The sequence below is a fragment of the Buttiauxella selenatireducens genome, assembly GCF_031432975.1.
In the GTDB taxonomy this organism is placed as follows: domain Bacteria; phylum Pseudomonadota; class Gammaproteobacteria; order Enterobacterales; family Enterobacteriaceae; genus Buttiauxella; species Buttiauxella selenatireducens.
The window spans coordinates 430,273-443,448 of record NZ_CP133838.1 but is presented as its reverse complement, the minus strand read 5'-3'; the positions used below and the strand labels follow the sequence as shown (position 1 = coordinate 443,448).

Below are 13,176 nucleotides of genomic sequence, written 5' to 3'. Positions count from 1 at the left end.
CGTAGGTTTCAGTTTTGCACCGTTACAGGGCGCTGAGAGCCATTTTTACTGTCTACACTCTGCTTACTGCGTCGAGCGGTACACGCAAACCCTCGTTCGCAATCCTGGCACTCCCTTTGCTTTATCCAGACTGGCAGATGCCACAGACAGGACAATTGGCGCCACCCGGACGCCAACACTTATAACGATAATTTCGCCACACAGGATGCATTATGAAAAAGACATTGATCTCCACTCTGGTCGCAGCCGGTGCATTATTCGCGGTTGTTAATCAGGCCCATGCTGGTTCCACGTTTGAAGCGGTAAAAAAGAAAGGCTTTGTGCAGTGCGGAATCAGTGACGGCTTGCCTGGTTTTTCTTATGCCGATGCAAACGGTAAATTTACCGGTATTGATGTGGACGTTTGCCGTGGTGTTGCAGCTGCGGTATTTGGCGATGCCTCGAAAGTGAAATACACCCCACTGACGGCGAAAGAGCGTTTCACTGCTCTGCAATCCGGTGAAGTAGACATTTTATCGCGTAATACCACCTGGACTTCCTCCCGTGATGCAGGCATGGGTATGTCGTTTACTGGTGTCACTTATTACGACGGTATCGGCTTCCTGACCCACAACAAAGCGGATTTGAAAAGCGCGAAGGAACTGGATGGCGCAACGGTTTGTATTCAGGCAGGCACGGACACTGAACTCAACGTTGCCGACTATTTCAAAGCCAATAACATGAAATACACCCCAGTGACTTTCGACCGTTCTGATGAATCAGCTAAAGCGCTGGAATCCGGTCGCTGCGATACCCTGGCTTCCGATCAGTCGCAACTCTACGCTCTGCGCATAAAACTGAGCAATCCAGGTGAGTGGATTGTTCTCCCAGAAGTTATTTCAAAAGAACCTTTAGGCCCCGTTGTCCGTCGTGGTGATGAAGACTGGTTCTCCATCGTGCGCTGGACTTTGTTCGCTATGCTGAATGCTGAAGAGATGGGTGTTGATTCTAAAAACGTTGACCAGATGGCCGCTAGCCCAACAACGCCAGATATGGCGCACCTGTTAGGTAAAGAAGGTGATTTTGGTAAGGACCTAAAACTCGACAACAAATGGGCATACAACATCGTCAAACAAGTGGGCAACTACGCTGAAATTTTCGAGCATAACGTTGGCTCTGAAAGCCCGCTGAAAATCAAACGTGGACAAAACAACTTGTGGAATAAAGGCGGCATTCAATACGCACCACCGGTTCGCTAAGCGATACGTCAGAAATGGGCACTACAACGGTAGTGCCCAAAAGTTTGAGTTCATGTCACTGAGGTTCGCTTATGTCCCATCGCCGCCCAATCGTAAAAGGTGATATTTCCTTTTCTAACCCAGCGGTTCGTGCCTGGCTGTTTCAGATTATTGCTGTCGTCGCCGTAGTCGGCATCGCTATTTACCTGATACTCAACACCGTCACTAACCTTAACAATCGTGGCATTACCTCAGGTTTTGCATTCCTTGACCGTAGCGCCGGCTTCGGTATCGTTCAGCATCTTATTGATTATGAACAGGGTGATACCTATGGCCGTGTGTTCATTGTTGGTCTGCTGAATACCTTATTGGTTTCAGCGCTGTGCATACTGTTTGCATCATTTATTGGCTTTTTCCTCGGGCTGGCTCGGCTTTCCGATAACTGGCTACTGCGCAAGCTGTCTACTTTTTACATTGAGACGTTCCGCAATATCCCCCCTTTATTGCAAATCTTCTTTTGGTATTTTGCCGTACTGCGTAACCTTCCAGGCCCGCGCCAGGCGGTCAGCGCATTCGATCTTCTTTTTCTGAGTAATCGCGGGCTTTACATCCCATCACCACAGATTGGCGAAGGTGCGCTGGCCTTTTTGGCCGCAATTATCGTGGCACTTATCACATCAGCAGGTCTGTATCGTTACAACAAAATGCATCAGATCAAAACTGGGCAATTACGTCGTACCTGGCCGTATGCGCTGGGCCTATTGATATTATTGCCGATGCTTGCTCAGTGGATTTTCGGTTCTGCACTGCACTGGGATATTCCAGCGTTGCGCGGCTTTAACTTCCGCGGAGGGATGGTTCTGATTCCTGAGCTGGCGGCATTAACCCTGGCGTTATCGGTTTATACCTCGGCTTTCATTGCTGAAATCATCCGTGCAGGTATTCAGTCCGTGCCTTACGGCCAACACGAAGCGGCACGTTCGTTAGGGATACCGAACCCGGTCACATTGCGTCAGGTCATCATTCCGCAGGCAATGCGCGTGATCATTCCACCGCTCACTAGCCAGTATCTCAATATCGTTAAGAACTCATCGCTGGCAGCCGCTATTGGCTACCCGGATATGGTTTCACTATTTGCAGGTACGGTCCTCAATCAGACAGGACAAGCGATTGAAACTATTGCCATAACGATGTCGGTGTATCTGGTTATAAGCCTGACGATTTCGCTATTGATGAATATCTATAATCGGCGAATTGCCTTGATAGAGCGCTAAGGAATTACGATGGCAAAAGCATTGATGTCACATCACACGCGCCCAGCAGTGGTTCGTTTAGGGGCCGTACAGTGGGCTCGTAAAAATCTCTTTTCCAGCTGGTCTAACAGCTTACTGACTATTTTCTGTTTGTGGATGATGTGGGAGCTTATCCCCCCATTGTTAAATTGGACGATATTCCAGGCAAACTGGTTTGGTGAGACCCGCGCAGACTGTACTAAAGAAGGTGCGTGCTGGGTGTTTATCCACGCACGGTTCGGGCAGTTTATGTATGGGTTGTATCCGCATGACCTGCGTTGGCGCATTAATCTCGCACTGCTTGCTGGGCTCGTATCGATAATCCCAATGTTCTGGAATGCCATGCCGCACCGCGGACGATACATTGCTGTGTGGGCTGTCATCTATCCATTGGTTGTTTGGGGCCTATTGTACGGTGGCTTTTTGGGGCTGGATCGTGTCGAAACACGCCAGTGGGGCGGGCTCACATTAACGTTGATCATTGCTTCGGTAGGGATCGCTGGTGCCTTACCTTTGGGGATCTTACTGGCATTAGGTCGACGCTCAACCATGCCAGTGGTCAGAATTTTGTCCGTGGTATTTATCGAGTTCTGGCGCGGTGTACCGTTAATTACGGTGTTGTTCATGTCATCAGTCATGTTGCCATTGTTTCTTTCAGAAGGAACAAGCATCGATAAACTAATCCGCGCGCTCGTCGGGGTGATCTTATTCCAGTCAGCTTATGTCGCTGAAGTGGTCCGTGGAGGCTTACAGGCCTTGCCAAAAGGACAATATGAAGCCGCGGAGTCTCTGGCGCTCGGTTACTGGAAAACACAAGGGCTGGTTATCTTACCCCAGGCACTGAAAATGGTGATCCCAGGCCTGGTCAATACCATCATTGCGCTGTTTAAAGATACCAGCCTGGTGATCATTATCGGCCTGTTTGATCTGTTCAGCAGTGTACAACAAGCCACTGTTGATCCTGCCTGGCTTGGCATGTCGACTGAAGGCTACGTCTTTGCCGCTCTCATCTACTGGATTTTCTGTTTCAGTATGTCGCGCTATAGCCAGCATCTTGAAAAACGTTTTAACACCGGACGAACACCGCATTGAGGATGAATAAATGAATCAAATTACTATGCGCCCCGCTGATGCGATGATCATGCTGGAGAATGTCAATAAATGGTACGGGCAGTTTCATGTGCTAAAAGATATCAATCTGAAGGTGCAGAAAGGTGAGCGCATTGTATTGTGCGGCCCTTCCGGCTCAGGTAAATCCACAACCATACGTTGTATTAATCACCTGGAAGAACATCAGCAAGGGCGTATTGTCGTTGATGGTACTGAGCTAAACGATGATTTGCGAAATATTGAGAAGGTTCGAACCGAAGTAGGAATGGTATTCCAGCATTTTAATCTTTTCCCGCATCTCACCGTGTTGCAGAACTGTACGCTGGCTCCAATTTGGGTGCGAAAAATGCCCAAGAAAGAGGCTGAAGTGCTGGCAATGCATTATCTGGAAAAAGTACGAATTGCCGAGCATGCGCATAAATTTCCGGGGCAAATATCCGGAGGGCAGCAGCAGCGAGTGGCGATTGCTCGCTCGTTGTGTATGAAGCCAAAGATCATGCTTTTTGATGAACCCACCTCTGCACTTGATCCAGAGATGGTAAAGGAAGTGCTCGATACGATGATTGGCCTTGCAGAATCAGGGATGACCATGCTGTGTGTGACACATGAAATGGGCTTTGCGCGAACGGTAGCAGATAGAGTGATCTTCATGGATCGAGGGGAAATTGTTGAGCAGGCTCCTCCAAATGAGTTCTTTGCTCATCCAAAATCAGAACGTACACGCGCATTCCTGTCTCAGGTTATTCATTGATATTTAAAGATAAAAGCCACAGAGGTGGCTTTATTTCTTACAACGATACAAAACAAAAAGGCCATCCTTTCGGATGGCCTTTTTGTTTATTTGGAGCCTGGCAGTTCCCTACTCTCGCATGGGGAGACCCCACACTACCATCGGCGCTACGGCGTTTCACTTCTGAGTTCGGCATGGGGTCAGGTGGGACCACCGCGCTACTGCCGCCAGGCAAATTCTTTTATCCAGCGCCGAACATTAACCTAAAAACTGGTGCTGATACCCAGAGTCGAACTGGGGACCTCACCCTTACCAAGGGTGCGCTCTACCAACTGAGCCATATCAGCACACTTTAATTTGGAGCCTGGCAGTTCCCTACTCTCGCATGGGGAGACCCCACACTACCATCGGCGCTACGGCGTTTCACTTCTGAGTTCGGCATGGGGTCAGGTGGGACCACCGCGCTAGTGCCGCCAGGCATATTCTGTTTTCATTAACCGTCATATTTTCATATGACCATTAACTTAAAATCTTGGAATTAAGCTGAAAATTAAAGTGTCTTTCTCATTATTCTTAAAACACCTTCGGTGTTGTAAGGTTAAGCCTCACGGATCATTAGTACTGGTTAGCTCAACGTATCGCTACGCTTACACACCCAGCCTATCAACGTCGTAGTCTTCAACGTTCCTTCAGGAGACTCAAGGTCTCAGGGAGAATTCATCTCGGGGCAAGTTTCGCGCTTAGATGCTTTCAGCGCTTATCTTTTCCGCATTTAGCTACCGGGCAATGCCATTGGCATGACAACCCGAACACCAGTGATGCGTCCACTCCGGTCCTCTCGTACTAGGAGCAGCCCCCCTCAATTCTCCAGCGCCCACGGCAGATAGGGACCGAACTGTCTCACGACGTTCTAAACCCAGCTCGCGTACCACTTTAAATGGCGAACAGCCATACCCTTGGGACCTACTTCAGCCCCAGGATGTGATGAGCCGACATCGAGGTGCCAAACACCGCCGTCGATATGAACTCTTGGGCGGTATCAGCCTGTTATCCCCGGAGTACCTTTTATCCGTTGAGCGATGGCCCTTCCATTCAGAACCACCGGATCACTAAGACCTGCTTTCGCACCTGCTCGAGCCGTCACTCTCGCAGTCAAGCTAGCTTATGCCTTTGCACTAACCTCACGATGTCCGACCGTGATTAGCTAACCTTCGTGCTCCTCCGTTACGCTTTAGGAGGAGACCGCCCCAGTCAAACTACCCACCAGACACTGTCCGCAACCCGGATCACGGGTCTACGTTAGAACATCAAACATTAAAGGGTGGTATTTCAAGGTTGGCTCCACGCAGACTGGCGTCCACGCTTCAAAGCCTCCCACCTATCCTACACATCAAGGCTCAATGTTCAGTGTCAAGCTATAGTAAAGGTTCACGGGGTCTTTCCGTCTTGCCGCGGGTACACTGCATCTTCACAGCGATTTCAATTTCACTGAGTCTCGGGTGGAGACAGCCTGGCCATCATTACGCCATTCGTGCAGGTCGGAACTTACCCGACAAGGAATTTCGCTACCTTAGGACCGTTATAGTTACGGCCGCCGTTTACCGGGGCTTCGATCAAGAGCTTCTCCTTACGGATAACCCCATCAATTAACCTTCCGGCACCGGGCAGGCGTCACACCGTATACGTCCACTTTCGTGTTTGCACAGTGCTGTGTTTTTAATAAACAGTTGCAGCCAGCTGGTATCTTCGACTGCCTTCAGCTCCACGAGTAAATCGCTTCACCTACCGACAGCGTGCCTTCTCCCGAAGTTACGGCACCATTTTGCCTAGTTCCTTCACCCGAGTTCTCTCAAGCGCCTTGGTATTCTCTACCTGACCACCTGTGTCGGTTTGGGGTACGATTTGATGTTACCTGATGCTTAGAGGCTTTTCCTGGAAGCAGGGCATTTGTTACTTCAGCACCGTAGTGCCTCGTCATCACACCTCAGCGTTAGATAAGAGTCCGGATTTACCTAAACTCTCCGCCTACATGCTTAAACCGGGACAACCGTCGCCCGGCTAACATAGCCTTCTCCGTCCCCCCTTCGCAGTAACACCGAGTACAGGAATATTAACCTGTTTCCCATCGACTACGCCTTTCGGCCTCGCCTTAGGGGTCGACTCACCCTGCCCCGATTAACGTTGGACAGGAACCCTTGGTCTTCCGGCGAGCGGGCTTTTCACCCGCTTTATCGTTACTTATGTCAGCATTCGCACTTCTGATACCTCCACCAGACCTCACAGTCCAGCTTCAACGGCTTACAGAACGCTCCCCTACCCAACAACACCTAAGTGTCGCTGCCGCAGCTTCGGTGCATGGTTTAGCCCCGTTACATCTTCCGCGCAGGCCGACTCGACCAGTGAGCTATTACGCTTTCTTTAAATGATGGCTGCTTCTAAGCCAACATCCTGGCTGTCTGTGCCTTCCCACATCGTTTCCCACTTAACCATGACTTTGGGACCTTAGCTGGCGGTCTGGGTTGTTTCCCTCTTCACGACGGACGTTAGCACCCGCCGTGTGTCTCCCGTGATAACATTCTTCGGTATTCGTAGTTTGCATCGGGTTGGTAAGCCGGGATGGCCCCCTAGCCGAAACAGTGCTCTACCCCCGAAGATGAGTTCACGAGGCGCTACCTAAATAGCTTTCGGGGAGAACCAGCTATCTCCCGGTTTGATTGGCCTTTCACCCCCAGCCACAAGTCATCCGCTAATTTTTCAACATTAGTCGGTTCGGTCCTCCAGTTAGTGTTACCCAACCTTCAACCTGCCCATGGCTAGATCACCGGGTTTCGGGTCTATACCCTGCAACTTAACGCCCAGTTAAGACTCGGTTTCCCTGCGGCTCCCCTATACGGTTAACCTTGCTACAGAATATAAGTCGCTGACCCATTATACAAAAGGTACGCAGTCACCCCATAAAAGAGGCTCCCACTGCTTGTACGTACACGGTTTCAGGTTCTGTTTCACTCCCCTCGCCGGGGTTCTTTTCGCCTTTCCCTCACGGTACTGGTTCACTATCGGTCAGTCAGGAGTATTTAGCCTTGGAGGATGGTCCCCCCATATTCAGACAGGATACCACGTGTCCCGCCCTACTCTTCGAGTTCACAGCAAGTGCATTTTTGTGTACGGGAGTATCACCCTGTACCCTGCGACTTTCCAGACGCTTCCACTAATGCACAAACTGATTCAGACTCTGGGCTGCTCCCCGTTCGCTCGCCGCTACTGGGGGAATCTCGGTTGATTTCTTTTCCTCGGGGTACTTAGATGTTTCAGTTCCCCCGGTTCGCTTCGTTAAGCTATGTATTCACTTAACGATAGTGTGACGAATCACACTGGGTTTCCCCATTCGGAAATCGTCGGTTATAACGGTTCATATCACCTTACCGACGCTTATCGCAGATTAGCACGTCCTTCATCGCCTCTGACTGCCAGGGCATCCACCGTGTACGCTTAGTCGCTTAACCTCACAACCCGAAGATGTCTCGTAAGACACAATCGATATTGTGAAAATTTGAGAGACTCGAACACACCGATACTTCCTTTCTTATTACGGAGAAAGGAAACAGTGTGTCGTTTCAATTTTCAGCTTGTTCCAGATTTTTAAAGAGCAAATATCTCAAACGTGACTGTTAAGTCAGTTTTGAGATATTGAGTGAGCATGAAATAATGGTGGAGCTAAGCGGGATCGAACCGCTGACCTCCTGCGTGCAAGGCAGGCGCTCTCCCAGCTGAGCTATAGCCCCATCGATTTCGTAAAACCTTTGATTTACCGTGAATTCGTCACTGTTCAAGGCGCAACTTCGCGACGCATAATGAATTATGCGAGCCGGAGGTGCAACGCAGAACAGGGGGGAATTTGGTAGGCCTGAGTGGACTTGAACCACCGACCTCACCCTTATCAGGGGTGCGCTCTAACCACCTGAGCTACAAGCCTATAAGGTTTTACTGCTCGTTTTCTATCAGACAATCTGTGTGAGCACTACGCAAGTTCGTATCTTTTAGGTAAGGAGGTGATCCAACCGCAGGTTCCCCTACGGTTACCTTGTTACGACTTCACCCCAGTCATGAATCACAAAGTGGTAAGCGCCCTCCCGAAGGTTAAGCTACCTACTTCTTTTGCAACCCACTCCCATGGTGTGACGGGCGGTGTGTACAAGGCCCGGGAACGTATTCACCGTAGCATTCTGATCTACGATTACTAGCGATTCCGACTTCACGGAGTCGAGTTGCAGACTCCGATCCGGACTACGACGCACTTTATGAGGTCCGCTTGCTCTCGCGAGGTCGCTTCTCTTTGTATGCGCCATTGTAGCACGTGTGTAGCCCTACTCGTAAGGGCCATGATGACTTGACGTCATCCCCACCTTCCTCCAGTTTATCACTGGCAGTCTCCTTTGAGTTCCCGGCCGAACCGCTGGCAACAAAGGATAAGGGTTGCGCTCGTTGCGGGACTTAACCCAACATTTCACAACACGAGCTGACGACAGCCATGCAGCACCTGTCTCAGAGTTCCCGAAGGCACTAAGCTATCTCTAGCAAATTCTCTGGATGTCAAGAGTAGGTAAGGTTCTTCGCGTTGCATCGAATTAAACCACATGCTCCACCGCTTGTGCGGGCCCCCGTCAATTCATTTGAGTTTTAACCTTGCGGCCGTACTCCCCAGGCGGTCGACTTAACGCGTTAGCTCCGGAAGCCACTCCTCAAGGGAACAACCTCCAAGTCGACATCGTTTACGGCGTGGACTACCAGGGTATCTAATCCTGTTTGCTCCCCACGCTTTCGCACCTGAGCGTCAGTCTTTGTCCAGGGGGCCGCCTTCGCCACCGGTATTCCTCCAGATCTCTACGCATTTCACCGCTACACCTGGAATTCTACCCCCCTCTACAAGACTCAAGCTTGCCAGTTTCAAATGCAGTTCCCAGGTTGAGCCCGGGGATTTCACATCTGACTTAACAAACCGCCTGCGTGCGCTTTACGCCCAGTAATTCCGATTAACGCTTGCACCCTCCGTATTACCGCGGCTGCTGGCACGGAGTTAGCCGGTGCTTCTTCTGCGAGTAACGTCAATCACTGCGGTTATTAACCACAATGCCTTCCTCCTCGCTGAAAGTACTTTACAACCCGAAGGCCTTCTTCATACACGCGGCATGGCTGCATCAGGCTTGCGCCCATTGTGCAATATTCCCCACTGCTGCCTCCCGTAGGAGTCTGGACCGTGTCTCAGTTCCAGTGTGGCTGGTCATCCTCTCAGACCAGCTAGGGATCGTCGCCTAGGTGAGCCATTACCCCACCTACTAGCTAATCCCATCTGGGCACATCTGATGGCATGAGGCCCGAAGGTCCCCCACTTTGGTCCGAAGACGTTATGCGGTATTAGCTACCGTTTCCAGTAGTTATCCCCCTCCATCAGGCAGTTTCCCAGACATTACTCACCCGTCCGCCGCTCGTCACCCAAGGAGCAAGCTCCTCTGTGCTACCGCTCGACTTGCATGTGTTAGGCCTGCCGCCAGCGTTCAATCTGAGCCATGATCAAACTCTTCAATTAAAAGCTTGATTTGCTTCAACTCGTGAAGCGGTGCTCAAAAATTAACTTTCGTAATAATTCAACTAAATGAATTACTGCTTGGTCACTCTTCAAGACTTGATATTTTTTTGATACCCGAAGGTATCTGAGATATCAATCCTGCGAGTGCCCACACAGATTGTCTGATAAATTGTTAAAGAGCAGTGAGTTACGCGCTTTCGCTTGCTAACTCGAGGTGGCGTATATTACGCTTTCCTCTTTCAGAGTCAACCCTTAATTTCAGGATATTTGACTCTCATCGCCGCCGTTACTCTGTGATGTTGTTCACATGTTCCGTGTCGATGGAGGCGCATTATAGGGATCTCTTTTTATTGCACAAGCCTTTTTTCGATCTTTCCTGCTGACTGTTTAGTTTTCGCCCTTTTCGCTGCGATCGTGTTCGATCTGGCCTGTTTTCGATGCTTTACCTCCTTGCCATCGGTTCAGAAAGCAGCCAGAGTCTATCTACGAAGAGAACTTTCAGAGGTGTTTATGTCCGCAGTATTACGACCTTTCCAAAAAACTTATCCTGAAATTGGCCAACGCGTGATGCTTGATGATTCAAGTGTTGTGATTGGAGACGTACGTCTTGCCGATGATGTGAGCATTTGGCCGCTAGTCGCCATTCGCGGAGACGTTAACTATGTGGCAATTGGCGCACGTAGCAATATCCAGGATGGTAGCGTGTTACATGTCACACACAAATCATCCTATAAACCCGAGGGAAATCCGCTTGTTGTCGGCGAAGATGTGACGGTTGGGCACAAGGTCATGCTACACGGCTGCACTATTGGTAATCGCGTTCTTGTCGGAATGGGATCAATTTTGTTGGATGGGGTAGTAATAGAAGATGATGTCATGATCGGGGCGGGAAGTCTGGTACCGCAAAACAAGCGTCTTGCAAGTGGCTACCTTTATCTTGGCAGCCCCGTTAAACAAATTCGCCCTCTTACACCTGAAGAATTAGAAGGCTTAACATATTCTGCGAATAACTATGTTCGCTGGAAGGATGAATATCTCGCTCAGGAAAGCCAAATCCAGCCTTGAGCATCTTCCTGGCCTTTTTCAATCAACGCTTCAGCCTCTTCTTCAAGATCCCAACGATTTAGACGAAAGAGCTCGAGCCATTTATCTTTATTATCGCCACCATAACGGCTGGCGATAATCTCGGCGGTAATACCGCACATCACTTGAAAGCCATTGACTAAAGCAGGGAAGCAAATAGCATGACGCTGATCGTCCCATTCGTCACGATCGGGAAATTGGATGGCCTGGTTCACTGTGACATTTCCAGCTTTAGCTTCTCTATTACTGGTGTGATCTCAGGTAATACACCATGCCACAAGAAAAATGCATGTGCAGCCTGGCCCACCAGCATTCCTAAGCCATCAGCATAATGCTGAACGCCGTGCTGTTTGCACCAACTCAAGAAAGGTGTTTCGCCTTTTTGATAAAACATGTCATAGCAATAGACATTATGAGAAAGCACAGACGCAGGGATTGAGGGAGTATCGCCAGCTATTCCGCTCGAAGTGGCATTAATAATGAGGTCAAATTCGTGGCCATCCAATTCAGTCTGCTCTAATGCTTGAACACTTCCCATATGGTTAAACAACTGAGCGAGTTCTTTTGCCCGCGAATAAGTTCGGTTGGTTATCGTCACAGCGCAGTCTAGCGAAAGCAATGGCAGCAATACTCCCCTGGCAGCACCACCAGCGCCAAGCAGTAAAATGCGGTAGCCGGATTTAATTAAAGACAGACGCTCCAAATCGGTTAACAGTCCAATCCCATCGGTGTTATCACCCAACAGACGACCATCTTCCAGGCGCTTAAGGGTATTTACCGCTCCCGCTAACGCGGCACGTTCGGTCAACTCATCTGCACGCAAGTATGCTTGTTCTTTGAAAGGAACCGTAATGTTGATTCCTTTACCGCCCGATTGAAAAAACTGCTCAAGCGTTTCTATAAATGCATCAACAGGTGCAAGGACACGACCATATGGATGCTCAATGTTTAATTGCTCAGCAAACATCTTATGGATTTGCGGTGACTTACTGTGCTGAATTGGGTTACCAAATACGGCAAAGACTTCCATTATTTACCCCTGGCGGAACAGTTCGCCGGTCAAAGCGTCGCGAATTTCTGAAGGATTCTGCCGGCCTCCGGTATCCCCTCGCAGTACCGGGAAGTCATCGCCAAATTGCGTGAAGACTTCATCCGCAGTACGACACGGTGGCAAACCAGATAGATTGGCACTGGTAGAAACCAGGGGCTTGCCATAAGCAAGGCATAGCTCACGTACCAAAGGATGATCCGTCACTCTCACTGCTAAGGAATCAAATCGCCCGGTTAACCAACGCGGTGTTGAAGGCAGAGCAGGAAAGACAAAGGTCACCGGTCCTGGCCAGCAAGAAAACACCTCTTCTCGCTGCTTTTGCGTCAGAACGGCGCTATCTATATAAGGAACAAGTTGCTCATAAGACGCAGCTATCAGAATCAGGCCTTTATCTACAGGCCGATGTTTTAAATCAAGCAAGCGCGTGACTGCCAGTTCACTGTCAGGATCACAACCCACGCCAAAAACAGCTTCGGTTGGATAAGCGATGACTTGTTGTTGTTTCAGGGCGGCAACGATCTCTTGGAGTTGCTCTATTTGCAGGTTTGTCTTCACAAGCTTTATTCCGCCGTTACCGGCTTTCCACATTGTTTGCTGGCACAGAATTGTTTCAATCCTTGCGCCGTTTTCTTTTCGATAAGTAAAGGATAGTGACACGCAGGGCATTCGCCTGCCACTGGTTTGCTATTAATGACGAACTGACATGTCGGAAAGCTATCGCATGACCAAAAGGTTTTGCCAAACCGAGAACGTCGTTGGACTAATTGCCCTTGTTGGCATTGCGGACAACTGATAGCCGTTTCATCGGGTTTGTCGATAACTTCAGTGTGCGCACATGTTGGATAGTTACTGCAGGCGATAAACATCCCAAAGCGGCCCTGCCGCAAGACGAGGTTTTCCTGACATACAGGGCAGAGTTGGCCTTCAAGCACTTTGACCACATGGCCATCTGCCAGGCTTTTTAACGGGCGCACATAATCACATTCCGGATAATGGGAACAGCCAAGAAAAGGGCCGTGTTTACCGGAACGAATGACTAACCCTGCCCCGCATTGGGGACAGGGTTCATTTTTAGGCACAGTGAACAGTGCTGATTTGGTCATAACATC

General features: G+C 49.7%; 9 protein-coding genes, 3 tRNA genes and 4 rRNA genes. 5 read left to right on the top strand and 11 right to left on the bottom strand.

What is annotated here, in order from left to right:
* Window positions 1-212: 212 nt before the first annotated feature.
* The 4 genes from RHD99_RS02090 (at window position 213) to RHD99_RS02075 (ending at window position 4,370) form a co-directional block, all read left to right on the top strand.
* Complete coding sequence (locus RHD99_RS02090; RefSeq protein ID WP_309877298.1) at window positions 213-1,238, top strand: amino acid ABC transporter substrate-binding protein; 1,026 nt, start codon at window positions 213-215, stop codon at window positions 1,236-1,238.
* Between the two features lie 71 nt (window positions 1,239-1,309).
* A complete protein-coding gene (locus RHD99_RS02085; protein WP_309877297.1) occupies window positions 1,310-2,491 on the top strand; it encodes an amino acid ABC transporter permease in 1,182 nt (393 codons plus the stop codon).
* Window positions 2,492-2,500: 9 nt separating this feature from the next.
* Window positions 2,501-3,601, top strand: coding sequence for an amino acid ABC transporter permease (locus RHD99_RS02080; protein WP_309877296.1), 1,101 nt, complete (start codon window positions 2,501-2,503; stop codon window positions 3,599-3,601).
* Window positions 3,602-3,611: 10 nt separating this feature from the next.
* Window positions 3,612-4,370 carry an amino acid ABC transporter ATP-binding protein gene (locus RHD99_RS02075; protein WP_309877295.1) on the top strand — a complete coding sequence of 253 codons (759 nt, stop codon included), beginning with the start codon at window positions 3,612-3,614 and terminating at the stop codon, window positions 4,368-4,370.
* 95 nt (window positions 4,371-4,465) lie between these two features.
* Here RHD99_RS02075 and rrf (RHD99_RS02070) read toward each other — a convergent pair.
* The 7 genes from rrf (RHD99_RS02070) to RHD99_RS02040 all read right to left on the bottom strand — a co-directional run bounded on the left by rrf (RHD99_RS02070) (window position 4,466) and on the right by RHD99_RS02040 (window position 9,933).
* Window positions 4,466-4,581, bottom strand: a 5S ribosomal RNA gene (gene rrf / locus RHD99_RS02070).
* 39 nt (window positions 4,582-4,620) lie between these two features.
* A tRNA-Thr gene (locus RHD99_RS02065) sits at window positions 4,621-4,696 on the bottom strand.
* A gap of 15 nt (window positions 4,697-4,711) precedes the next feature.
* A 5S ribosomal RNA gene (gene rrf / locus RHD99_RS02060) occupies window positions 4,712-4,827 on the bottom strand.
* A gap of 116 nt (window positions 4,828-4,943) precedes the next feature.
* Window positions 4,944-7,852 (bottom strand): 23S ribosomal RNA (locus RHD99_RS02055).
* Between the two features lie 203 nt (window positions 7,853-8,055).
* Window positions 8,056-8,131, bottom strand: a tRNA-Ala gene (locus tag RHD99_RS02050).
* A gap of 114 nt (window positions 8,132-8,245) precedes the next feature.
* Window positions 8,246-8,322, bottom strand: a tRNA-Ile gene (locus RHD99_RS02045).
* 69 nt (window positions 8,323-8,391) lie between these two features.
* Window positions 8,392-9,933, bottom strand: a 16S ribosomal RNA gene (locus tag RHD99_RS02040).
* The 16S, 23S and 5S rRNA genes sit together here with 3 tRNA genes alongside, the layout of an rRNA operon.
* Window positions 9,934-10,443: 510 nt before the next feature.
* Here RHD99_RS02040 and RHD99_RS02035 point away from each other — a divergent pair.
* The gene (locus RHD99_RS02035) at window positions 10,444-10,998 is read left to right on the top strand and encodes a gamma carbonic anhydrase family protein (RefSeq protein ID WP_270142559.1); all 555 of its coding nucleotides are present in this window, start codon (window positions 10,444-10,446) and stop codon (window positions 10,996-10,998) included.
* On the opposite strand, the gene RHD99_RS02030 is transcribed toward RHD99_RS02035, so the two are convergent.
* The 4 genes from RHD99_RS02030 to RHD99_RS02015 are packed head-to-tail and all read right to left on the bottom strand — an operon-like array spanning window position 10,974 to window position 13,170.
* Window positions 10,974-11,231: a DUF1488 family protein gene (locus RHD99_RS02030; protein ID WP_309877294.1), complete on the bottom strand. Its 258-nt coding sequence runs from the start codon at window positions 11,229-11,231 to the stop codon at window positions 10,974-10,976. The two genes, RHD99_RS02035 and RHD99_RS02030, sit on opposite strands and share 25 nt — an antisense overlap.
* Window positions 11,228-12,046 carry a shikimate dehydrogenase gene (gene aroE, locus RHD99_RS02025; RefSeq protein ID WP_309877293.1) on the bottom strand — a complete coding sequence of 273 codons (819 nt, stop codon included), beginning with the start codon at window positions 12,044-12,046 and terminating at the stop codon, window positions 11,228-11,230. Before aroE ends, RHD99_RS02030 begins: the two co-directional genes overlap by 4 nt.
* A gap of 3 nt (window positions 12,047-12,049) precedes the next feature.
* The gene (gene tsaC / locus RHD99_RS02020; protein ID WP_309877292.1) at window positions 12,050-12,622 is read right to left on the bottom strand and encodes an L-threonylcarbamoyladenylate synthase type 1 TsaC; all 573 of its coding nucleotides are present in this window, start codon (window positions 12,620-12,622) and stop codon (window positions 12,050-12,052) included.
* A 5-nt stretch (window positions 12,623-12,627) separates the two neighbouring features.
* Entirely contained in the window at window positions 12,628-13,170 is a 543-nt protein-coding gene (locus RHD99_RS02015) for a DNA topoisomerase family protein (RefSeq protein WP_183273277.1), read from the bottom strand.
* Between the last annotated feature and the right edge of the window lie 6 nt (window positions 13,171-13,176).

Coding starts and splice junctions, on each gene's coding strand:
- RHD99_RS02090 (WP_309877298.1), top strand. CDS start 213: ATGAAAAAGACATTGATCTCCACTCTGGTCGCAGCCGGTGCATTATTC.
- RHD99_RS02085 (WP_309877297.1), top strand. CDS start 1,310: ATGTCCCATCGCCGCCCAATCGTAAAAGGTGATATTTCCTTTTCTAAC.
- RHD99_RS02080 (WP_309877296.1), top strand. CDS start 2,501: ATGGCAAAAGCATTGATGTCACATCACACGCGCCCAGCAGTGGTTCGT.
- RHD99_RS02075 (WP_309877295.1), top strand. CDS start 3,612: ATGAATCAAATTACTATGCGCCCCGCTGATGCGATGATCATGCTGGAG.
- RHD99_RS02035 (WP_270142559.1), top strand. CDS start 10,444: ATGTCCGCAGTATTACGACCTTTCCAAAAAACTTATCCTGAAATTGGC.
- aroE (WP_309877293.1), bottom strand. CDS start 12,046: ATGGAAGTCTTTGCCGTATTTGGTAACCCAATTCAGCACAGTAAGTCA.
- RHD99_RS02015 (WP_183273277.1), bottom strand. CDS start 13,170: ATGACCAAATCAGCACTGTTCACTGTGCCTAAAAATGAACCCTGTCCC.